Annotated in this window: 27 protein-coding genes and 1 pseudogene; 3 read left to right on the top strand and 25 right to left on the bottom strand. The window is 35.6% G+C overall.

Annotation, left to right across the window (positions count from 1 at the left end; translation table 11 throughout):
* Window positions 1–13: 13 nt before the first annotated feature.
* The 18 genes and pseudogenes from LGB01_04265 to LGB01_04180 all read right to left on the bottom strand — a co-directional run bounded on the left by LGB01_04265 (window position 14) and on the right by LGB01_04180 (window position 13,735).
* Window positions 14–472, bottom strand: coding sequence for a DUF523 domain-containing protein (locus LGB01_04265; GenBank protein MCB4753411.1), 459 nt, complete (start codon window positions 470–472; stop codon window positions 14–16).
* A complete protein-coding gene (locus LGB01_04260) occupies window positions 466–906 on the bottom strand; it encodes a DUF420 domain-containing protein (GenBank protein ID MCB4753410.1) in 441 nt (146 codons plus the stop codon). The genes LGB01_04265 and LGB01_04260 overlap by 7 nt, the downstream gene beginning before the upstream one ends.
* 88 nt (window positions 907–994) lie before the next feature.
* A complete protein-coding gene (locus tag LGB01_04255; protein MCB4753409.1) occupies window positions 995–2,434 on the bottom strand; it encodes an aldehyde dehydrogenase family protein in 1,440 nt (479 codons plus the stop codon).
* Between the two features lie 260 nt (window positions 2,435–2,694).
* Window positions 2,695–2,922, bottom strand: coding sequence for a hypothetical protein (locus LGB01_04250; GenBank protein MCB4753408.1), 228 nt, complete (start codon window positions 2,920–2,922; stop codon window positions 2,695–2,697).
* The gene (locus tag LGB01_04245; GenBank protein MCB4753407.1) at window positions 2,903–3,235 is read right to left on the bottom strand and encodes a hypothetical protein; all 333 of its coding nucleotides are present in this window, start codon (window positions 3,233–3,235) and stop codon (window positions 2,903–2,905) included. The genes LGB01_04250 and LGB01_04245 overlap by 20 nt, the downstream gene beginning before the upstream one ends.
* Before the next feature lies 1 nt (window position 3,236).
* Window positions 3,237–3,596, bottom strand: coding sequence for a chaperone NapD (locus LGB01_04240; protein ID MCB4753406.1), 360 nt, complete (start codon window positions 3,594–3,596; stop codon window positions 3,237–3,239).
* Between the two features lie 11 nt (window positions 3,597–3,607).
* Window positions 3,608–4,564, bottom strand: a complete 957-nt coding sequence (locus LGB01_04235) for a hypothetical protein (GenBank protein ID MCB4753405.1) — start codon at window positions 4,562–4,564, stop codon at window positions 3,608–3,610.
* Complete coding sequence (locus tag LGB01_04230) at window positions 4,561–4,899, bottom strand: hypothetical protein (protein MCB4753404.1); 339 nt, start codon at window positions 4,897–4,899, stop codon at window positions 4,561–4,563. The genes LGB01_04235 and LGB01_04230 overlap by 4 nt, the downstream gene beginning before the upstream one ends.
* Before the next feature lie 58 nt (window positions 4,900–4,957).
* Window positions 4,958–5,497 (bottom strand): ferredoxin-type protein NapF, encoded by a 540-nt coding sequence (locus LGB01_04225; protein ID MCB4753403.1) that lies wholly within the window; start codon window positions 5,495–5,497, stop codon window positions 4,958–4,960.
* Window positions 5,497–6,222, bottom strand: a complete 726-nt coding sequence (locus LGB01_04220; protein ID MCB4753402.1) for a nitrate reductase cytochrome c-type subunit — start codon at window positions 6,220–6,222, stop codon at window positions 5,497–5,499. The genes LGB01_04225 and LGB01_04220 overlap by 1 nt, the downstream gene beginning before the upstream one ends.
* A pseudogene (locus LGB01_04215) lies at window positions 6,199–6,441 on the bottom strand (cytochrome C). Before LGB01_04215 ends, LGB01_04220 begins: the two are co-directional and overlap by 24 nt.
* 3 nt (window positions 6,442–6,444) lie before the next feature.
* Window positions 6,445–7,269, bottom strand: a complete 825-nt coding sequence (gene napH, locus LGB01_04210) for a quinol dehydrogenase ferredoxin subunit NapH (protein ID MCB4753401.1) — start codon at window positions 7,267–7,269, stop codon at window positions 6,445–6,447.
* Window positions 7,266–8,102 carry a ferredoxin-type protein NapG gene (gene napG, locus LGB01_04205; protein ID MCB4753400.1) on the bottom strand — a complete coding sequence of 279 codons (837 nt, stop codon included), beginning with the start codon at window positions 8,100–8,102 and terminating at the stop codon, window positions 7,266–7,268. The genes napH and napG overlap by 4 nt, the downstream gene beginning before the upstream one ends.
* A gap of 11 nt (window positions 8,103–8,113) precedes the next feature.
* Window positions 8,114–10,933, bottom strand: a complete 2,820-nt coding sequence (napA, locus tag LGB01_04200; protein ID MCB4753399.1) for a nitrate reductase catalytic subunit NapA — start codon at window positions 10,931–10,933, stop codon at window positions 8,114–8,116.
* Between the two features lie 250 nt (window positions 10,934–11,183).
* Window positions 11,184–11,492: a metal-sulfur cluster assembly factor gene (locus tag LGB01_04195; protein ID MCB4753398.1), complete on the bottom strand. Its 309-nt coding sequence runs from the start codon at window positions 11,490–11,492 to the stop codon at window positions 11,184–11,186.
* 14 nt (window positions 11,493–11,506) lie between these two features.
* Complete coding sequence (locus LGB01_04190; GenBank protein ID MCB4753397.1) at window positions 11,507–12,751, bottom strand: hypothetical protein; 1,245 nt, start codon at window positions 12,749–12,751, stop codon at window positions 11,507–11,509.
* Between the two features lie 10 nt (window positions 12,752–12,761).
* Window positions 12,762–13,103: a hypothetical protein gene (locus LGB01_04185; protein MCB4753396.1), complete on the bottom strand. Its 342-nt coding sequence runs from the start codon at window positions 13,101–13,103 to the stop codon at window positions 12,762–12,764.
* A 62-nt stretch (window positions 13,104–13,165) separates the two neighbouring features.
* Window positions 13,166–13,735 carry a bifunctional precorrin-2 dehydrogenase/sirohydrochlorin ferrochelatase gene (locus LGB01_04180; GenBank protein ID MCB4753395.1) on the bottom strand — a complete coding sequence of 190 codons (570 nt, stop codon included), beginning with the start codon at window positions 13,733–13,735 and terminating at the stop codon, window positions 13,166–13,168.
* A 151-nt stretch (window positions 13,736–13,886) separates the two neighbouring features.
* Between LGB01_04180 and LGB01_04175 the strand changes: the two genes are divergently transcribed.
* A complete protein-coding gene (locus LGB01_04175; GenBank protein MCB4753394.1) occupies window positions 13,887–14,639 on the top strand; it encodes an Lrp/AsnC family transcriptional regulator in 753 nt (250 codons plus the stop codon).
* On the top strand, window positions 14,636–14,899 hold the full coding sequence (locus LGB01_04170; protein ID MCB4753393.1) for a hypothetical protein: 264 nt from the start codon (window positions 14,636–14,638) through the stop codon (window positions 14,897–14,899). Before LGB01_04175 ends, LGB01_04170 begins: the two co-directional genes overlap by 4 nt.
* On the opposite strand, the gene LGB01_04165 is transcribed toward LGB01_04170, so the two are convergent.
* From LGB01_04165 to LGB01_04155, 3 genes are read right to left on the bottom strand one after another with little or no spacing between them, the layout of a single operon-like run.
* Window positions 14,896–17,154: an MMPL family transporter gene (locus LGB01_04165; GenBank protein ID MCB4753392.1), complete on the bottom strand. Its 2,259-nt coding sequence runs from the start codon at window positions 17,152–17,154 to the stop codon at window positions 14,896–14,898. The two genes, LGB01_04170 and LGB01_04165, sit on opposite strands and share 4 nt — an antisense overlap.
* 12 nt (window positions 17,155–17,166) lie before the next feature.
* The gene (locus LGB01_04160) at window positions 17,167–18,336 is read right to left on the bottom strand and encodes a hypothetical protein (GenBank protein MCB4753391.1); all 1,170 of its coding nucleotides are present in this window, start codon (window positions 18,334–18,336) and stop codon (window positions 17,167–17,169) included.
* Window positions 18,333–18,956, bottom strand: a complete 624-nt coding sequence (locus LGB01_04155; GenBank protein MCB4753390.1) for an outer membrane lipoprotein-sorting protein — start codon at window positions 18,954–18,956, stop codon at window positions 18,333–18,335. Before LGB01_04155 ends, LGB01_04160 begins: the two co-directional genes overlap by 4 nt.
* 241 nt (window positions 18,957–19,197) lie before the next feature.
* Between LGB01_04155 and LGB01_04150 the strand changes: the two genes are divergently transcribed.
* Window positions 19,198–19,800, top strand: coding sequence for a TetR/AcrR family transcriptional regulator (locus LGB01_04150; protein ID MCB4753389.1), 603 nt, complete (start codon window positions 19,198–19,200; stop codon window positions 19,798–19,800).
* Here LGB01_04150 and LGB01_04145 read toward each other — a convergent pair.
* The 4 genes from LGB01_04145 to LGB01_04130 form a co-directional block, all read right to left on the bottom strand.
* Entirely contained in the window at window positions 19,797–20,498 is a 702-nt protein-coding gene (locus tag LGB01_04145) for a Crp/Fnr family transcriptional regulator (GenBank protein ID MCB4753388.1), read from the bottom strand. The genes LGB01_04150 and LGB01_04145 overlap by 4 nt on opposite strands.
* An 83-nt stretch (window positions 20,499–20,581) precedes the next feature.
* A complete protein-coding gene (cobA, locus tag LGB01_04140) occupies window positions 20,582–21,316 on the bottom strand; it encodes a uroporphyrinogen-III C-methyltransferase (protein MCB4753387.1) in 735 nt (244 codons plus the stop codon).
* Window positions 21,316–22,446 (bottom strand): radical SAM protein, encoded by a 1,131-nt coding sequence (locus LGB01_04135; GenBank protein ID MCB4753386.1) that lies wholly within the window; start codon window positions 22,444–22,446, stop codon window positions 21,316–21,318. Before LGB01_04135 ends, cobA begins: the two co-directional genes overlap by 1 nt.
* Window positions 22,446–22,787: a cytochrome c gene (locus LGB01_04130; GenBank protein ID MCB4753385.1), complete on the bottom strand. Its 342-nt coding sequence runs from the start codon at window positions 22,785–22,787 to the stop codon at window positions 22,446–22,448. The genes LGB01_04135 and LGB01_04130 overlap by 1 nt, the downstream gene beginning before the upstream one ends.
* Between the last annotated feature and the right edge of the window lie 240 nt (window positions 22,788–23,027).

The raw sequence follows: 23,027 nt of genomic DNA, 5'->3' as shown, positions 1-23,027 counted from the left end.
TAGTTGTTCCGCATTACACTCTAAAATCTTTGAGATAAGTTTGGACATCAACTGCTTTAATGCCTCTATGTTTGGCCTCCATTGCCATTAGTCCAGTTTCCTCTGTAGAGATTAATTTTTTTGCTTGATCATAGCACTTAGAACTACATACTCCACAGCTTGGGCTTCTATCTTTACCGATAAAAAGATCAATATCGGAATGGGTATCAAAAAAGTCTTTAGCATAAGCAATGATTGGTTCAGAAAGGTCAGTGCCTGACTCATTGGAAATAGCGCGTATATTGTTTTTCTCTTTTTTTACGAGATCCATGGTTGGGCGTGGTGTACCAAAAGAAAAATCTTCTGGACAAAATGGTACAACTTCCATACACCTCAAGGCTTCAAGTAGCATATTATTGTAATTATTAGTACCATCATAACGACAGGATTCACCCATCAAACAGGCAGATACAGCAACTTTTTTTGTTAACATACAAACAGAAGTAGATAAACCCAAATACCAGTTAGAGAGGTTGCGACAATTCCTAAAAAAGTATACTTTCCTGCCTTTTTGTGTGCCTCAGAACCAATACCAGGTAGTGTACTTGTTCTGTATCGATGCCGATACTCTTTATGGGCTCGTTGCAATGTCAAATACCAAATACTAAGTGTTAAAATAGCAATAGTAATATGCACAACCAATACAACAAACAGGTAGTCATATGAAACCTGTGTGTTTTGTATAAATACTTTATAGCCGCCCCCAAAACGTACTCCATATTCAAAATATCCTACTACAATCACAGAGATAATAAAAATAAGTCCTTGTGCTTTACCATGTAAATTATAGTAACCTTTACGGGCAAATAAAATTGCTATACCAACTAACAGTGGTAGTAAAGCTACTACCAAAGTCACAAAATCCATAAAAAATGGAGCCTTAGTACCTAAGAATCCAGATTGAAACATATAATCCATCATTACTCCTTAAATTATTTATACTACCTTATTAAAATTAACAAATAACAATACTCTTAATCTCTGTAAACTCCTCTAGTGCCCACTTTGGACCTTCACGCCCAACTCCAGATAGTTTTGCACCACCATAAGGCTGTACATCAAAACGTAAAGTTGGAATATCATTAATAACTACGCCACCACATTGAGTATCATCAATAAAATGCTGTGTCATTTTCAGATTATTGGTAAAGATACTAAATTGTAAACCATAAGGAGAATTATTCATCTTTTCTACTGCAGCAGTATAGCTAGGAACAGAAACAAGAGAAACAATAGGTGCAAAAACCTCTTCACAGATAATCTTCATATCATCTGTCACATTTGTCATAACTGTTGGGGTAAAGATACCGTCCACTTCATTGTCACCGGCAACTGCGTATGCCCCTTCATTCTTGGCGGAGGCAACCCACGTCTTGGCACGGTGTTTGGACTCTTCATCAATAAGTGGTCCCATAAAAGTATCCTCATCATACGGAGAGCCAACCTTTAGTGTTTTGGTCTCTTTTGCCATCAATTCTGAAAATATCTCATACACCTCTTCATGCACATAGATACGTTGCAGCGAGATACACACTTGACCAGAGTTGTAGAACGCTCCGTAGGCGCAACGCTTAGCTGCTAATTCCAAATCAGCACTTTTGTCAATGTAAGTCGCTGCATTTCCACCAAGCTCCAAGCTCACTTTCTTGATGCCTGCCTGTGACATGATGATCTTTCCTACTGGTACTGAACCAGTAAAACTAATAACACGTGGAATAGGGCTTTTTACCAGTGTTGAGCCCACTTCGGCATCTCCATAGACAACTGAGAGGGCATCTTTAACAGCATACTTAGAGTTAATAAAGAGTTTAGCCAACATATAAGCAGTCATAGGTGCTTCGGGAGTCGGCTTAAGTACAACAGTATTTCCTGCTCCCAATGCTGGTGCAATCTTATGGGCAATGAGATTAAGTGGAAAATTAAACGGAGTAATGCATACAACAACTCCTACAGGCTCACGACGGTAGTATGCCATAGTCCTCTTTCCACTTGGCATGATGTCGGTTGGAATGGTCTCACCACACAAGTTGGCAACTTCCATTGCGGTGAGCTTAATAGTCTCAGCACACCGCTCTACCTCGATACGTGCAAAAGCAATGGGTTTTGCCACCTCCTTGGCAAGCATGAGAGCAAAGCTCTCCTTCTCCTCATTCAGTTGTATTGCCACATCTTCCAGCCAAGCAATACGCTGAGAGAGCGGACTTGCCGCAGCAGTCTTCGTCGTCGCCTTGGCGATCTCGAGAGCTTTGACGGTATCGTCTGCGTCACACACCGGTGCGGTAGAGACTACACTGCCGTCATAGGGGCTTTTGCGTTCACTCATCTGTTCTTTGATCGCTTCGGTCGAGCCAAAAAATATCTTCGCTTCGGCTATATCATTTTTGTTATTAAATATTTCGAACAAGGTATATCTCTTATGCAGTAAAAATTGAAATGATTATAACATAGAAACTTTAGAGATTAAATGATTCAAAACCATCACAATCCTTGAAGAAGCGCGAATAGAGACTTTAGGTATATTTAGACGATATAGTACTCAACTTTTCAAATACCTTCGGAAGTATTTTGCACAACTTGCTTAATGCATCCTTCTACAAAGAGTCCAATGCTTTAATAGGCACACAATCACATAATAAGATTTTTTATATTAAATCATTATTTTTTTTGGCAGTAGCTCTTTTTAAGTATAAACTTATAGACAATATCCTTGATCATCAAAACAAGACAATAAACCCATAGAATATCGATGATGATATTATCTTTGTACTCCAACCCAAAACGCAACAGCGGCCATCCAGTGAGAATGATGTACTTCATATAGTAGAAAAAGAGAATACCCGTGCCATAGAGCTCTTTGAATATGCTACGCATCTTCGTGGTCATTTGGGCTGCTAAAGTTAGGGGTACCATCCACCAAATGATTTTCACCATTGCGTATGGTCTCCTGCTCTGCCTCATAGGCATTCATTTGCATTCGTACTTCATTTATCTGTTCAGGGGTGACCTTCTCATCACTACTCCAAATTACCTCTACTACACCATTGTACTCTTTGCCCAACTCTTCAATCTTATCGGCATATTCATACACATCCATACATATTGTTGGCTCAGTATCCAACTTTATTGTATCTGTTAATTCAATATACCAGCGACCCAATGGAGAAGTCTTGATGACTGATTCAAAAATACCTGCCATTTTAGAACCCTAAATTTTTATGTTTGAGGTCACCGTGATAGACTACATCCTTTACATCGACATCCTCTTTGTTAAGAATTGATGGCACCAAGTCTTCCGCCTCAAGGCGCTTAACCTCTTCATCAAGTTCATCCTCCTGATAGGTCATCATCATATCAGCTGCCAATACATGAGGAAGGCGCTGTATCTCTACCAATTTTTTAATCTCCTCTTCTACTCCTTCACCCTCTACGGTAATGATAATCTTTCCCTTCTCTTTATCGTGTAGATGATAATCTGCATAATCAACTTCTTTAAACATTTCAACTAATTCGTCTATATGCTCAGGAAGTGCCTGTACTACAATGCTGGATACATTCATTCATACTCCTTTTATTGATTGAGTTCCCATACCATAACACTACCATTATCACTGGCAGAGTAGAGTCTTTTCTCATTTTCAAAAATAATCACATTAAGTGTACTCTTTTGCCCTTTGAGTAAAGCTAATTTTGATCTGGTATTAGTATTATAAATTGTTATATTATTTTTTTCATCCATTGCAAATGCTACTTTGGATGCAGAAGGACTTAGGCCAGTTGCATAGATTAAAAAATGTCCTTTAATGTAGCCTCCTTTTCCTGTTGCAACATCATAAAGTGAACCACGTTGGTCCTGTCCAGCTCCTGAGATAATATTGTGTTTAAAGTCAACTTTATACACATTGTCTACATTTTGACCTTCAAGTTTTCTGATTATTTTTCCATGCTGGACATCAATTACACTAAGCACCCCACTTTCGCAAGAGAACACTGCTAAGGTTTTATCATCATTCAGTGCAAAGTCTGAAAATTTTGACTCGCTTAACTGTACCCGATACCTCTCTTGGTTACTTTTTAGGTCATATAGTGCTGCCTCATTACCGAGGTAACCAAATAAGATATGGTCATGATCAATAAAACGGGCTTTAATTAAAACTTTTTTCTCCTTATGGGAAAAAATCTGTTTAAGTGTACCATTTTCATAAAGGAAAAGATTACTGTATCCGCCAATACCGCTATCGCTTAGAAGTAAGTATCTGCCATCATTCACGTCAGTACTCATTAGTCGTGCAGGCATTATATCACCCATAAAGTCCTTCACATCAGGAATTGAAACCTCTTTCTTTTTAGTATAATTATCAATATTCCATACCTCAATATGTCCCATATCTGTGGCAATAACTAGTGTTCTATTATGCAACACCATATCTTTCACAGTTCCATTAACATCAATCTGGTGTACTGGTACAATTTCTGTGACCGACAGAGCATATAGACTCAATATTAGTAAAAGTAGCAAGGTTCTCACAATAATGCCTCTACCTTCTCGAGTATCAATGCTGCAATCTCCTCATCATTTAGTGTGCTCTTTATACCGTAAAGATCCTCTTCGGAGAGTACAAAATTTTCAAATGCTTCTAGATTACCCAAATGCTCTACAAATATTTTAAACCTTTCCTCTCCTAGTACCAGTTTGATTGGATCAGCAATATAGATAATAAAATTATATTCATCAGGCTCAAACTCAAATTCTTCAGAATCATAGTCCTCGTAGTTCTCATCAACATTAAGAAGATGACGTAGTTCAAGATTTTTATCTTTAAGCTTTTTAAATAGTTTTGGATAACACTTTTGTAGATTCATGCTATATACTCCCTTATATTGTCTCTATTAAATAGTATTATGTTTTTATCTAAGACAATTAAGCCATAGTGATATTTTCTTTATTTTTTTCTAATACAAATGGCTCATAGGTAATTGCCTGTGTTGGACAGCGCGAAAGGCAAAAACCACAAGCAGTACACTTCTCATTATCAATAATAGGATTAAAAAGTCCATTAAATAAAATGGCATCATCAATACAAGGCTCTTTACAGGTATGACAGATCACACCGTGATGTGCTACACAAGTATTAAGAGAGATACGAAATATAGCATTGAGTTGCATGGCTGTCTCTTTATTTTCAAGAGAAAGTACCCCCAGTTCACATGCTTGTGCACAGGCATCACAAAAGGTGCAACCATTTTGTTTAAATGTTAGCCTAGGTGTATTATCGTCGGCAATAAAGATAATCTTTTCATCACAAGAAGCTACACAGCTGTTGCTTTCGCAGGTAGGACACTCCTTCTGAAAAAGAGATTCTGTATTTCCATAAGGTGGTCGTACATACAGAGAGTTGTGCTCCCTGTTGTAGTGCGATGAACCACCCAAAGTATGAAAAAATACTCTTCGTTTTGTCACTATTTAACACCTTCACTGATAGTATCAAAAAGATTTGAGCGTGTTTTCATATCTCCGGTTAATCCATCAGGCCTAAATGTATTCGCAACAGCTGTCTGTACTTTTGCCTGCGGTGCATGACATTGAGAACAGTTGAAGCGTCCCTGATAAAGATGATTGAGTTTTTTTACCTTTGCCAGCTTAATATCACCAACATTACCTAAATCACCATGAAGTCCAACCACCTTACCTTCTTTAACCATCTCACCATTTTTAAGAACTGTTTCAGGTCTATAGTTTGTAAAGTGAGACAAAGGAATCGGTGTTGCGCCTATTCCTTTTGCTACATCTGGCATATGGCAACCCAAGCACTGGTTGTTATTCTTCATAATCGGCAGTAGTCCTTCTACAGAGTGAGGAATCATTGGTGGCGCATTGACATAAGCTCTTTCAAATCTTGATGAAGTTCCTGGTGCTGGTCTATTCTCTTTAACATTTACTGGCGCAACATCATCTTCCTTGAAAAGTGACTTTTTGCGTAGTCCTAGTACGGTCTCGTCAATAACTTTTTTATTACCGAGATCTTCTTTTATGATTCTATTTGGGTCAGATGCTTTAGCATTAATATCAATGACTTTTGCTTTACTGGTAGACGGTTTATTGCTTTTTACCGTTCCTGCACTCTTGATTTCATTTGCTAGTGCTTTAATTGCTTTATTGTCAAGTGCTTTAACCTGTCCAATCATTATCCCTTTCATTCCTCTACCATAAGTGCCAGTTCTATACCCTTTTAAAGCTGTAACAATATCTGCTTTACTCATATCTTTTACAATTTTTGATTTTCCCATTGCATGCTTTTCAAAATTTTGACCATGGCATCCCTTACATGCGGCTGTATTTGTGCCATAAAGTGTTGATGCCATAAGCAATGAACCCATTACCAGTGGTTTTATTATTCTTTTCATTCTTTACTCCTTTTTGCTGTTTACTTTTTTTGTAAAGTTTCTAATACCAAACCCTAATGCGTCGTCATTACATACATCAATGCAACGACCACAGTTGGTACACTCTCCATCTATAACTGAGGTACTCTCTTTGTCAACCATCCATAAGACCTGATTTTCAGGACATACCACTTTACACTCCATGCATGTTGTACATAACTCATGATTATGTTCGACCCTAATAAGACTTTTGGAACCTATTAAACTATAGGCTGCACCAAGTGGACACAAGTATCCACACCAACCATTTTTAACTCCAAACAGGTCAAACAGAAAAATTGCTACCACTACAGAAACACCTACACCAAAACCAAAGATAATACCTCTTTGCATGATGGTAATGGGGCTAAGTGCTTCAAACGCTGCTACACCAACTACGGTAGAGACAATAAGACCTAGTACCATAATCCAGTAGCGTGCACTACGTTTAATGAAACGATAGTTAACCTCCTCCTTATCTAGCTTGAGTATACGTCTAAACCAATTGGCAAGATCGGTCACCATATTGATAGGGCAGACCCATGAACAAAATGCTCTACCACCTATGATAAAGTAAAACAACGTAATAATCACAGCACCAAATAATACATCAGTTCCCAGTACAAGCCCAGTAGCGAGCACCTGTAGTGTCGTATAGGGATCTGCTAGAGGAATGGTTCCAAAGAGTACAGAGGAGCCAAATGTCCCTTCGAGAATATGCCAACCATAGGCATTTGCACCAAAATAGAGTACCAAAAGCAATATCTGCGTTGTACGTCTAAGTAGTAGATATTTTAGATTTTTTATCAATACTCTATTCCCTTATTTAGATAGTCTATTGGTGTTTTTTCACTTCGCTTAGTCTTTGTTTTTATCTTATCAAGTTTACGGTCACCTACACGTTGCTGATCTTTTTTATCCCAACCTTTAACATAATGATCACCTACTCTACCCGTCGAATACTCGATTGGCAATACAAAAATTGCTGGCTTTTCGGTGACACATGCCTTTTCACACAGTCCGCAGCCTGTACAGATGCCTGAATGAACCACTGGTAACAAAAATGCATGCTTTCCAGTACGTTCATTTTTATGATACTCTAAAGTAATCGCCTCATCAAGTAGTGGGCAAGCACGATAACATGCATCACACTGTAGTCCCCAAAAAGCAACACAACTCTCTTTGTGCACAACTGCTAATCCCATATGTGCTTTTTCGATATCAAGCTCTCCTTTATCATTCGTAACAGATGCTTCATTCAGTGCACCAGACGGACAGACTGGAACACAAGGGATATCATCACACATATAACATGGTATATCTCTAGGCACAAAAAAGGGTGTACCTATCAGAACATGATTACCTCCCTTTGCCATTTTAATGGTGCCAGGACGCTGTTCTCCCGTTTCTTTATCAATATTGCTATCACGATTAACACATGCCTCTGCGCAGAGTCCACATTTGATACATGCCTTAATGAAATCTTCTTCTTTTAGTGCACCAGGTGGTCTAAGCACTAATGGTGATGCTTTTGTTTCGTCTACATACCCACTCCACAACAACCCGCCAAGAGCTGTCAAGCCAACACTTTGAAAAGTTGTTGCTATAAACTTTCGTCTATTGTTGTTAGAGCTGTTTGCCATCTACACTTACCTTATGCTTTATATATTTTAACTGCACACTTTTTGTAATCTGTCTGCTTACTCATTGGACAAGTTGCATCAAGACACACTTTGTTAATAAATACCTTTTCATCAAACCATGGAACAAATACCAATCCTTGAGGTGGTCTATTACGTCCTCTAGTCTCAACTCTTGCCTTAACTTTGCCACGTCTACTCTCAACCCATACGAGCTCACCACGTTTAACACTTTTTTCTTTGGCATCTTTAGGATTCATGTAACAGAGTGCTTCTGGTACCGCACGATAGAGTTCAGGTACTCTCATTGTCATGGTTCCAGAATGCCAATGCTCAAGTACCCGCCCTGTACAAAGCCATGTATCGTAATTACTATCTGGCATTTCTGGTGGATCCATATATGGTCTTGCAAATATTTTTGCTTTATTTGGCAAGGCATACTTCCCAAGCTTCTTATCTGGACCAGTCAGTGTTCCTTGAAGAATCTTCTTTGCTAATGGACCATAAAAAGCATGTGTTGAATTGCTACCCGCTTTTTTGGCTGCTTTTGCTGCATATGGATCATACTTAACATTAAATCGCCACTGTGTCTCTTTGCCATCGACAACCGGCCACTTAAGTCCACGTACCTTATGATAAACATTAAATGGAGCCAAGTCATGTCCATGTCCTCTACCAAAACTTGCGTACTCTTCAAAGAGGTACTCTTGAATCATAAAGCCGTATCCTTTGAATACTTTTCCGTCAGAACCAACAACATTTCTACTGTCACCCATTGCTTCTGAGTTATCATATCCTTTTTGAGGAAACTGATTTGACTTAAGTGGGTAATTTTTCTTTGCTTTTTCATTAGCAAAAAGAATTTCATACATTGTTGTATCTTCACTGTAACCCATCTTTTTTGCATCTTTGATAACATTTGGTAGCTTCTTGCCATTTCTAAGTGTATATTTACCCCAAAGATCTTTTACGGTAAAACGCTTAGAAAACTCAAACCACTGCCATGTGTCTGACATTGCATCACCCACAGGGAGAACTTGCTGTCTCCAATGTTGCGTACGCCTCTCAGCATTTCCATATGCACCCCATTTTTCATAGATCATTGCAGACGGAAGGACTAGATCAGAAACCATTGCAGAAATACCTGGATACCCATCAGAGGTAACAATAAAGTTATCCATCTCTCTTGCTGCTTTAATCCAGTGGCTGGCAGATGCAGAATCTTGATACGCATTACAGACATTAACCCATGCAAACTTGACTATACCATCCTCAATATCCCTATGTATCTTCATGATATGCTGATTGCCTACTGGATTAAGTGTCCCTGCCGGAATATTCCATACTTTCTCTGCGTGTGCTCTATGTTTAGGATTTTTAACCATCATATCTGCCGGTAATCTATGGCAGAAAGTACCAACTTCTCTTGCTGTACCACACGCACTCGGTTGTCCCGTCAAAGAGAATGCACCATTTCCTGGAAGTGCCTGCTTGTTAAGCAAGAAATGTACATTATAGGAGAGGGTATTGACCCATGTACCTCTAGTGTGCTGGTTCATACCCATGGTCCAGAAAGAAACAACTTTTCTGTCTTTTTCAATATAAAGATCTGCTAACATTTTGAGTTTTTTCTTAAATGATTCAATTGACTCATTTGGATCTCCTTTGGCAATCTTGGCAACATAGTCAAGTGTAAATGGCTCGAGTGACTTTTTGTACTCTTCAAATGAGATCTTCCAATGCTTGAGTGTACCTGGGGTATTTTTCATAATATCACCCTTTTTAATACCATACGGAGCTAATGCAGGTGCCTCTTTAGCAGAGATCTCCTTTTCCATCTCTTTCCTAATGGTCTCCATCTCTTTAGCACTATATTTACCCTCTTTGAGTGACTTATCGCTTGCCCTTCTCATACCATATCCAATATTTAGCGGTCCTGCCGTAAATACAATGTTCTGCTTAACAAAATCCCAATCAATTGCCTCAGGATGATTAAAAACGATCTCATGTGCAATATAGTTCCAAAGTGCCAAATCTGTATTTGGTGAAAAGATAATATTAAAGTCTCCCAAATCACATGTTCGGTGTGTATAGGTCTGAATATTAACAATTTTTACTTTGTCTGGATTGGAAAGTTTCCTATCTGTAACACGTGACCAAAGTATTGGATGCATCTCTGCCATATTAGAGCCCCATGTAACAATGGTATCAGTAATCTCGATATCATCATAGCATCCTGAAGGCTCATCAATACCAAATGTCTGATAAAAGCCAACAACAGCCGATGCCATACAGTGACGTGCGTTGGGATCTATTGCATTAGATCTAAAACCAGCCTTCATCATCTTCTGTGCAGCATATCCCTCCATGATGGTGTATTGTCCAGAAGCAAATACTGCCACACCTTCAGGACCATTCTCTTTAAGTGCCTTCTTGGCATGCTTTTCCATTTCATCAAAAGCACGTTTCCAGCTAACAGGGCGAAATTTTCCATTCTTGTCAAACTCACCCTTGCTGTTCATCCTTAACAGTGGGGTCTTCAGTCTATCTGCACCATACATAATCTTTGCATTAAAGTATCCCTTGATACAGTTTAGCCCCCTGTTAACTGGTGCTGCTGGATCACCCTTGACCGCAACAATTCTACCCTGTTTAGTCGCAAGCATGATACCGCACCCTGTACCACAGAAACGACACGCTGCCTTGTCCCACCTCCAATCTTTTTCAGTGTTTGATGCTTGTGCCTGTGCCTCTTGGGGTACAGAGATACCTACTGCACTTGCTGCTGCAACTGCTGCCGAATTTTTTAAAAATTCACGTCTGTTCAGTGACATTTTTCCTCCTTTTAGTTATCTAGATCTGCCTAAAAGACAAATCACATAATAGATTTATATTTAGCATAAATATACCTTATTAGAATAACCCCATAAAAGAGAAAAAGTCTTGATACGTATCAAGGAAAGTATATGTTAGGACTTATGAAAGGGTAATAATTCTCTATTATAAATCAGAGTAAAAAAGTCTTTTATCAATAAATAGTATGAAAATTTAAAAAAAACTAAATTATTTTGATACTTCAAGGGGTCACATCCCCCCAAGTGCCTTTTTAACATTATCATCTGCCATAGAAATATTCCATGCTGGCTCCCAGACCACTTCTATGTCAACCTCACCAACACCTTCAATGCGTTCTGTTGCCTCTTTGACCCACTGAGTAATCATTTGGTGTAGTGGACACCCCTGTGTCGAAAGAGTCATCACTACATGTACATTATATTTCTCATCAATAATTGCATCATAAATCAAACCCATCTCTACCAGATTGAACCCTACCTCAGGATCAATCACTGTTGAGATCGCATCAAAAACTACTTCTTTTGTAATATTGCACATATTCCTACAACTCCTTATATTTCTTCTTTACCATATGCTAGCATTTTATAGATTGTTAGTGTCAAAAAAAGTGCCCCTATAAATAGAAAACTCCCTCCGGCTTTAAAAAAAAGATTGCTCTCTAGCAGCAAACCTATCCCAGATAAGATTACTCCTGAAGCAGTAAACCAAAAAAATACTGAGGCTCCCTCCTTGGAGTACATTTCATGCAACATAGGTACTTTTTTCTTTCCCACAAATGGAGCAAAGCGTTCAAACCAAACTAAAAATGGTACAATCTTATAAAGGTGTCCAGTAATCATAGAGGAGATAAACCCCATTAACAGAAACCAAATTGAAGCATGTAATAGATTTTCACTATCACTAATAAAATAAGCTGCTACAACTATAAGAGAGAGTATCAGCATACCATAAGCAAAAAGCATTGATTTTGCCCAAATATCCAATTCTTTTCGTACTGTTAGTTTGGCAATAATATATATTTGCCGCAAATAGAAGAATACTCCTATTATTGTAAGGAGGTATCCCAAATACATTATCTGCTCCATACCAATCAATGCACCCAGAAAAACAACTGCTACACCACCAACAGTCAACTTAAAGGCAATATGAATTGACTTCTCATCAAAACCATGTGCCAATGAGAACATTGGAATTAGAATCAATGAGAGCCCTATGATCGTCAAAAGCACATATCCGCCAAGCACTGCATAGACATGGGCTTTAAGTATCAAACTAACATTAATAGAGAGATCTCCTACAATCCCGAGAGTGATTGCAAATCCAGTCAATATTCCAAATAACAGATAAGTATTACTCCACTTAACTGTAGAGATAGTTAATGTACAAAGTGTGGTCTTTTTAAGCGTAGCAAAATTCTCTACAGCAAAAATAATCATCGCTATAAGCACTAAAAGTCCACCATAAGGCAAAAGTGTGGGCATAAACCAAAACCCTGCAACCATGATTACTGTACCAATTACCAGAAGTGGCATAATAACATAATAGACATCTACTACTGCATGTCCTGCTTCTAGTACCACAGGTACTAATTGTGCCATTGCTCCAAAGATAACTATCATTACAAATCCGAGTAAAAATAGATGTATCCATCCTGCAATATTCATCTGTACGTAACTGAAAGAAGGTGAAAAAAAGAGTAATGCCGTCATCGATAGAAGATAGAAGATTGCACCAAACCTAAAAAATGGAGCAATCAATTTTAGTGGTGGTGCAAAATCACTCGATATCTGCTTCATCTACCTCTCACTAACCATGACATGCCATATCGTTGAGATTGGCTTTTTTGCTCTCTCCCTCTTTATATGAGAAAATAAGCTTAATACAGCCATCATTCATCTTCTCTGTCTCTATCTTATAATTCTCTCCAATTTTCTCAAGCAACCCCATCGGTTTTTTATGGTTGATCATAACCACTTTCTTCTTCGGATTATCAAGCATCTTCAAACCTGTCATAGCATTAACCATTGGTTCGGGTGGTCCACACTTGGAGGTATCAAACTCATAGTATTGCGTCTCACCAATTATATATTCATAAAAGGGTACAGTTGCACCCTCTACTTTAATCTCTTTTTTTTCTATTTCAGACATTTTGACTCCTTATTATTTTCTTGTATTGTATGGACTTATTTAATATATAATATTGATTTATATCAAGATTTAAAATATTTTTTAAAATATGCTTCTACAAGTGTCTCAAAATAGTGCATTCGCTCTTTACCTTTGGGCATTGTGGTACGTAATATTTTCATTTTTGTAAGAAATGTTCCAACGCTTTGTGGAATAATTTTCTCAAAATATTCACGTATCTGTTTTGTAAAAGCAGGGGATGCCCCACCAGTGGAAAATGCAATAGTCAAATCTTCTTTTTTGATATAGGAAGGAAAGATAAAATCACAATAGTCTGCATTATCTACAGAATTAATGAGTATTCCACTACCTCTACTCTCTTCATATATCTGCTGATGCAGTTCTGCGGTATCTGTTGCAATGATCACAATATCAAACCCTCTGATATCTCCACTACGGTATGCTCTCTGATGGAAGCTAAGGCAATGATTGCAGATAAGTCGGTTAACTTCAGGACTCAGTTCTTCAGCGATAATGGTAATCTCTTTGGTAAAATCTACTAGTTTCTGAAGTTTCTCGGTGGCAATCACCCCGCCACCAACAACCAATACCTTTAACTTCTCTATATTTATGAACATAGGAAAATATGGCATATATGTCCTTTATTGCATATTTATATTGCAGATTAGCCAAAGTGTATCATAATTGCTTTGATATGTATCAATACTTATCGAAGCATAATAGACTATAATCTATAAACATAAATAAATATATTTTATTCTATAGATTATATAGGAACAATACATGATAGAAACAGAAAACAAACTCCTCTATGAAATGCAACATGCTTTTCCTATAACACAAAGACCTTTTTTAGAGCTTTCTCAAAAACTGGGAATAACAGAAAATGAAATACTTGCAACAGTACGTAGACTCAAAGAAAGGAAGATTATCCGACAGACTTCAGCAATCTTTGATACTAAGCGGTTAGGCTACAAATCTTCACTGGTTGCTTTTAAAGTAGTAGAAAATAAAATAGAACAAGCGGCAAAAATGATCAATGCACACCCAGGTGTCAGCCACAACTATCTGCGTAACCATGACTACAATATCTGGTTTACCATAGCAGTTACTCCAGACTCCAAATTGGGTCTCGAAAAGACTATAGAGATACTCAAAAATAAAACAGGTGCCGAGGACGCAATCATACTACCAACGCTAAAAATGTTCAAGATTAAAGTCCAGATGGATACAACAGGAAAACGTGCCAAAAAAGAGAAACTTCAAAAACTAGCCCACAAAGAGATTGGTCTCACAGCTAGACATATGGCAATTATAAAAGCCTTGCAACAAGACATAGATGTAGTTTCAGAACCTTTCAAAAAGTATCTCAAAAAATTAAATCTTAGCTATGATGAATTTTTTACGATTGCCAATGAACTAAAAGAGAGTGGTGTCATGCGTCGATTTGCAACCATTCTTAACCATAGAAAGGCAGGTTTTAGTGCCAATGCGATGAGTGTGTGGTCAGTACCTGAAGAGAAGGGGGAGAGATAGGAAAACAGCTTGCAGAATTCTCTGCTGTAAGCCACTGTTACCTACGACCCAAATACCCCAATTGGCCCTACAACCTCTTTGCTATGGTACATGCCAAAACACAAGAGGAGTGTGATACGCTCATAGAAGAGATGGCGCAAGAGAGTGGCTTGACAGAATATGGAAAGCTCTACTCCACAGTAGAGTTTAAAAAACAAAGATTGGTCTATTTTGATGATACGTTTAGAGAGTGGGAAGAAGATGTGATAGCACACGCTTAAGCTTTTTTATAAAATAGACTTAAAAGTGCTGGCAATAATACTAAATCTAATAATAGTGCTAAATTTAATGCAATAACAGTCACAAAAGAGAAGTGGTTATTAGGTATAAAGCTACTCACAGCAAAAATAAGAAAGGTAAAAGATAATATCATGGTAGTTAAAATCATTGCATTACCACTATGTGTAATAATATAGTCTATACTCTCTTCAAAAGGCATCATTTTTCTTGTTTGAAAATATTTACTAAAAAAGTGTATCGTATCATCCACAGCAATACCTAAAATAACCGAAGCAGAAATCACCACACCAATATCTATACTGATACCTAAATAGCCCATTACTCCTGCAACTAATATAATAGGTGCAATATTGGGTAAAACAAAAATCCATAACATTTTTAATTTTTTAAATATTAGTGACATGGCAAGTATAATGATAATAAGTGTGAACAGTATAGAGACCAATAAGGTATGAATCACATGCTCTTGCATATAGGAAAATATCGCTGTTTCGCCCTCTACTTGGGCACTATAATGACTATGTGTTTTCCACCATTGTTTAATCCACTCTATCATTTGTACATCTTTGGAAGTTGTTTGTGTCTCACTATTAATGGTCATACGTAAAAACTGTTCACTCATATCGATCTGATCATTGATACTCATCCCTTGTGGAACACTCATAGAGTAGAGTAAAAGATATTGTGCTATAAGATTGCTATCTGTAGGCAATGTAGTCTCATGCGTATCACTTAAAACTGTATGCATACGTTGTATAATATCTTTTATAGAAGTACTAAAAGTGACATTGGGATATTTATCTTTTAGTGTCTTCTCAAAAGCCAATACTTTTTTTAAAAATGCTATATTTTTGATTCCATCTTTCTTTTTGGAATCTATAATAATTTCATAGGTCATTGCACCTGTTACATACTTTTCTACAAAATCACTCCCTGAACGTACTACTGTACTTTTATCAAAATATTCTACACTATTATTATCTACATTCACATATTTTAATCCATAGCCCAACACCAATATTAGTATCATAAAAAAACCTACAATTTTTTTATCATGTTTTGTAATAAATTTACCATATCCCTGTAGTTTCGTAAAATCAATAAAAAATATTCTTTTAGGTATATAATCATCTTTCATATAAAGTAGCAATGCAGGTGCTAATGTGACACTCAATACAAATGCCAAAATAGCTCCTACTGTAATGGCATACCCTAATGTAGCTATAGGCACAATATCACTTGTCATAAGGGAAGCAAATCCCGTTGCAGTAGTAAATGAGGTCAAAGTAATGGGTAAAAAATTATTTTTTACTGCTTGACACACAGCATCTTTATTGACAGTTTTTTTACTTTTATAATATCGCCAAGCTAAAAGTAAATGAAGAGAATCTGCAATAGCAATAGCCGCAATAAAGGCAGGAATATTCACTGTAAAATTATTGAGTTTATACCCCATTAAAAACTGCATACCTAATACAATGAGAAAGGTATACAGTATGATTATAGCTGGTACAAAAACTCCAACTATATCTCTAAATAAAATCCATAAAAATATAATAACAATAATGACTGCCAAAGGCATAATATAGATTGCATCATGTACTGCTACAGTCACTAATGATGCTGTCACAGCAGGCATACCTGAAATATAAAGTTTATATCCGTACTTCTGTTCATAGGTATGTGCTATTTGCTCTAATGCATCCATTACATAAATATTTACTTCTTCTCCTGAACTAGTTTCAGTACTAAGTTTTACGGAGAGCGTAGTAGTTTTACCATCTCTTGAAATGGCATGATTTAAAATAAGCTTATCTTTTAATGCTATCTCTTTTTTATGTGTTAAATCTCCTTTATCATCCTCATGAATAAAGTCTTCAACATTTAATTCATCTTCTATTGCACTTATATATTGATAATTGCTAAGACTATCTACTTTTCGTACCCCATCAATATTTGCTATCTCTTCAGTTAATTTTAAAACAATATCTGTAGCCTTATCAGTAAAAATACCTTTTTCATCTCGAAATGCCACGATAAAGGTATCATCCGTACTAAAAGTATCTCTAAAATTATCATAATTTTTCATAATAGTAGCATCAGGACTAAACCATATTCTATAACTACCTTCAAAGGCTATGTCTTTTATCCAGTAGCTAAAAAAGAGTACGATAATAGTAATAATTATAAAAAGCTTTGTTTTATATCTATCTAAAAAATTTATATAGTGTATCATCCACATATCTCCTTAAAAAAAATACTTTATACCAAAAATCATACGAGTATGGTTTGTTAACTTTGAATATGTTTTAAACTGTTTGGAAAAATGTAAACCTTCAGCAATAAAAACCATAGTATCTGCCAATCTACTTTTTATTTCAACTTTTGTAATATTTTCACCATTTTTAATATCTTTCAAAAAGCCTAACTTAAGTTCGCTATCTCTTGTATCATTCAAAGTAAATCTTAATGCCATAAAGATATCATTATCATACAATTCACTGATATCTACATACTTAGGTTTATCATTATTTAGATAATCATAATAATAGTATTCTGTATACAAAGTAATATCTATTCCATTAATATCATAAAAACCTTTTTCAAAACCTACACCCAATTGTCTATAATCGCTCATTTTAGATTCATCAAGTACATCAGTATATGCAGCTTCAAATTTAAAAAAAATATCTTGATATAAAATATTACTCAAGAACATAACTTTGTTTGCATTGTAAGCAAATTGTGCCATTTTATGCTCACTAATTGGTGCAAAATATCGTTTATTGTCATAACCTTTTTGTATAATAATGCTACTTTCACTCTCTATGCTTTCATCAGTTAAAAAACTATATTTTAGATATACCGTAGGGCTATACCTGTTTTTAATTTGTAAATTACTTGTATAAGCCAAAGGTAAAAAATAATAGGAACTTGTATCATCTACATATTTATTATCTTCTTCATGTACTTTTATCCCTAATTCAACATTTTTATTCTCTTCAAAAGCATTAACCATCAATGCCCAAACACCTTTTTTTTCACTTTTATCAAAAATATCCAACATACTATTTTTAGGGTTGATTACATCCGTAATATTATATCCTTCAAGTTCGCCCCAAAAAGTAAGTTGTTTTCCTATTTTAATAGCATACATATCATCATGCCAAGTCATATATAATTCATTAAAATATACTTCTTTTTTATCTTTATACTTTTGACTATAGAAAAAATCTACTTCCGTATGTAATTCAAATAACTCTTTTTTGAATGTAACTATACTTTTACCTACGCTTAATAAATCATTTTTATTATCATTGTAAGAGATAGTTTTTATACCAATATCTCCTCTAAATTCTATATGCTCATTTGCAAAACATAGTTGCAAACTTACAACAATACCAAATAACCATTTCAATATAATACTCTTTTAGAGACATCTGTATTTTTTATAGGTATATGAATTTTGTCTGATTTCCAAATAAGTTTAGAGCTTTTATGGTTTTGTATATTTTCTATATCAATTTCAAATATACGCCAAACTCCTTCTGTTTTTTTATATTTAGAAAAATGTACTTTTTTTAAGAGTTTGCCATGTCTATCATAATATTCTCCAAAACGAATTAAATAATCTTTTTTGTCTATCCATATTATTTGTTTTGAATATCCACTATATTTATCAATAGGTTTACGTACAATTTTAAAATAGGACTTTCCATTTTTAGTATCTATCTCTGCTTCACCACTATATGTATAATTTTGATAATTTACAGAAGAGATATCTTCATAAGAAAATTCGCTTGCAGCAAATGAACCCGATTTATTGCGAGAACTAATACGCTTTATACGTTTCAGTGCCGGTAAATATAGCCACTGTTTATCATCTTTTCCTATTACTTCAAAACTTAGCAGTTTTGTACCTTTAATATCATTAGGATATAAAAATTCTATAAATGACCTATCTCCATGACTTCCTTCTTTTCTAAGTACTTTTAATTTCCGTTTATTTTCCACTCCTTGTGCATTTCTTAATACCATTTCACTTATAGTCTCACTTCCTCCATAGCCACTAATAGCTTCAAAAGATTTTTTTACTACATCTTGTGCAGATTGTGCAAATACATTTATACTAATTGCTGTAATAATAATTATTTTTCTTATATTATACTCCTCTATTTACAAAGTAAACAATGTTAACATAAAGAGTCTTAAATAATGTAAACAATGTAAACAATGTTTACATTTATATTTTTGTTCATATTTTGTTATAATAGGAATCATGAAAAAAAATACCTATCACCATGGTAATCTAAAACAAGAATTATTATCATTTTCTTTAGATTTTATCCATAAAAAAGATATAGACAAGCTTACACTTAAAATACTTGCTGATGTAACCAACACATCACGTTCGGCAATTTATAAACATTTCAGCTCCAAAGATGAACTTATCAAAGCAGTAATGGAAAAAGGGTTTGATAAGTTTGATTCAGTCATTGTTCCCATTCTCTCTAATGACAATGAAGATTTAGATAAAAGATTTTTTATTGCAGCCAAATATTATATTGATTGGGCTAAAAAAAATCCTAATTTATACCGACTATTATTTGGTAAAAAATATGCTCATGTTAGAGAATCATTTATTACAATACGAAGTGAAAATTGTAAAGGTTTTATGGCTTTAAAGGCACTTATCGAAGAGGGGCAAATGAAGAGGTTAATTAAAATAGAGGACAGCTTTGCACAAACTGTAGTTGTTTGGTCTTCACTACATGGTCTTACCTCTTTAATTATTAACTGTTTTCATGATGTAGAAGAGATTTATGATGATTTAGTCAATAAAATGTTATATAGTTTACTAACGGGACTTGCAAATAACTAGTCTTTACATTCAGTCTGCTCTTTAAGGTGTGCAATACAGTTGGTGCACTCTTTCATCGTATTAGTCTCTACAATCTTATAGAGTGCATCTTCATTGGTTACCTTGAGAATATGCTCCTCTAAAACTATAATTCCCTCTTTCTTAAATTTGGTGAGGATACGTGAGAATGTTTCTGGTGTCAAATTAAGCATTGAAGCAATCTCATTATTTTTTAAGCGATTAAAAATAGAGTTTTTCTTAATCATCAGATCAGCCACTTTTGCTTCTGAAGAGAGAATTGTCTCTTTGTGTACAAGTGAAGAGAGTAACATGACTTTACTGGTTAACGACTTGATCAACTCCAGTGAAAACATTGGCTCATTAAGATGTTCATAAAGTTTATCAAAATGCAATAGTCCAATTGTACCATCAGTAACAAATTCACAGGTTGCTGGAAATATCTCTTTTTCAAAACAGACAAACTCTGCAATAAGTGATGGTGCTGCAAAACGATTGATCTGAATCTGACTTCCCTTAGGAGATGTTTTATAGAGTTTAACACTTCCTTCTATCAAAATATGTAGATAATCACTCTTATCTCCCTCGTAAAATACAATACTATCTTTTAGAAAATGTTTGATATAAATCTCATTTTGTAGCTCTTTAAGATATTTGTCTTCTAGTGCAGAAAATATAGGAATTTCTTCTAGTTTTATCATTCTTCTACACCTCCCAATCTATAATATCTATTATTGCTATTGCTTTCATACTATCCATATTTTATAAAAGATAACTTAGATTATTATTTCTCAAACCAACTTAATTTCTCATGCAATTTCACGACTTCTCCTACTACAATCAATGCTGGAGTAGGAAGGTCTTTTGCTTTTTCATAGATATTTTCCAATGTGCCTATCACTGTTTTCTCGTCTAATCTGGTACCACGACTAATGACTGCAACAGGATGGTCTTTGGGTTTGCCAATCTCTATTAACTTTTTAGTAATTTTATCTAAACGATGAAGACCCATTAGAAAAACAATTGTATCATCAGTCTTGTAATTTTCCCATGGAATTTGAGAATGGTCTTTATTCTTGGATTCATGGCCTGTCACTATCCTAAAGGAAACAGTCACACCACGATGAGTAACAGGAATGCCCGCATACTCTGGTACGGCAATGGCAGAAGTAATACCAGGAATAAATTCAAATTTTATATCACGTTCACGCAAATAGAGTGCTTCTTCTCCTCCTCTACCAAACACCAAAGGGTCTCCTCCTTTAAGCCTGACAACATTGTCATATTTCAATGCACTCTGATAAATTACTTCATTAATCTCCTCTTGTGGAAGTGTATGATGTGAATCCTCTTTCCCAACATAGATAAATTCACAACCATCCTTTGCTTCAACCAAAATATCCGAATTGGCTAGTCTATCATAGATAATTACATCAGCTTTACGAATTACGCGCAATGCCTTGACTGTCAATAAATCGACATCTCCTGGTCCCGCTCCTGTCAGATATACGGTTGACATTATCTATTCCTTTTCGTTTTTTCTTCACTCAAATAACATGAAGGATCTTGTGCCCACATATCTCCATATATCGCATAAGCTCTACTTCTTGATCCTCCATTACAGATATCTAAATAATGACAATCCATACACTTGCCACTAAGCTCTCGGGGATGTGTACGTAGTTTTTGAAGTAGTTGGCTTGGCTTATTGATCCAAATATCAGAAAAATCCTGATGAAGGATATTGCCAATCTTAACAGGAAAGAAAGGGTCAGGTTTAACAAACCCATCGCTATCTATATTAAGTAGTTTTTGTCCCGCACTGTTGCCACCCCAAGCAGTCAATCTTTGCTTCATCTCTTCGGCATATTTGGGATATTTTTGTATAAATCTATCATAAAAGAGGATGGCATCCATCTCCATATTGCCTGTTACAATCTCTATATCGCATCCACTTTCATGGTACTCAAATGCTTTATCCAAAATATAATTAACCGCTTTAATGCGTTGCTCTTTTGTCAAATCCATCTCTAAATTTTCTAAACCCCGTCCACTATATACAAGATGGGAAATATATATCTTAGGAATATGGTGCCTCTCTACCAAATCAAAGATAAATGGTAAATCATTGTAAGTATCTTTGGTAATAGTAAAACGGATTCCTACCTTTTTTCTACCAAACGAGTTGAGCAAGTCTACTGCCTTCATTGACTCAACAAATGAGCCTACAAGCCCTCTAAACTTATCATGCACTTTGGGGCTTCCATCGATACTAATGCCAATATAATCAAATGTATCAAGAATTTTTTTAACATTACTCTGCTTAACATACAATCCATTTGTGGAAAGATAAGTCACAATACCAAGCTCTTTGCACCGTATAGCAATATCAAAGAGATCCTTACGTGTCAGAGGCTCTCCTCCAGAAAAAATAAGGAACTTTACTCCATTTTTTTTAAGTTTTGGAAGTGTCTGCATGATATCGTCAGTACTTAAAGTATCTACTGCATCAAGATCAGCCCTGGAGTAGCAATGTAAACAACTAAGGTTGCATCGGTTGGTGAAATTCCATATCGCAATACTGCCATCAAGGATACGTGAAGGATTGCCCTCTACTACTGATTTAAGTAGATTTGAGAGTCTAAACATTATTTTTTCTTGCCTGTATTGATATCTTGAACCACTCCGAAAGAAAGAATATAAGCAGTAATTGCTTTGAGCTCTTCTGGTTTAAGCTGAAATGGAGGCATAGCATTACGCTGATATCCAAATATTTTAGAAACTGCTTCAGGGTTAGCAATCATCGCCTGTATCTCTTCTGGTGTTCTTTTTGTTGCAATCTGGGATAGTGGCGGACCAAATGCCATTGCTGTTTGATGATGACATCCCCAGCAATAAGTTTCAAAAACTTTTTTCCCTTCTACTCCAAAAGCTGATGAGAGGATGATAAAAAGTATTAAAAAAAGTATTGATATACTTTGTGTATGCATTATTAGCACCTTTATATTGACAATAAAGATGATAACCTTTTTTTAATTTCTCCTACTTGATATAAAACAAGAAATGTTACTTTTTTGTATTGTTATATTTTAAGACAATCCACTTTCCGTTCTGCCTAACAATCATCCCATCGGAGGGATAAATTATATTATAGACAATAAATCCTACCAAAAGCAACAAACTAAAAATCAAAAAAATCAAAAAACCTCTCACAGATCATCCTCCTCATA

This window comes from Sulfurovum sp., from assembly GCA_020525365.1.
Classification (GTDB): Bacteria; Campylobacterota; Campylobacteria; order Campylobacterales; family Sulfurovaceae; genus Sulfurovum.
The sequence above is the reverse complement of the archived record's forward strand: the minus strand, read 5'-3'. Positions and strand labels throughout refer to the sequence as shown.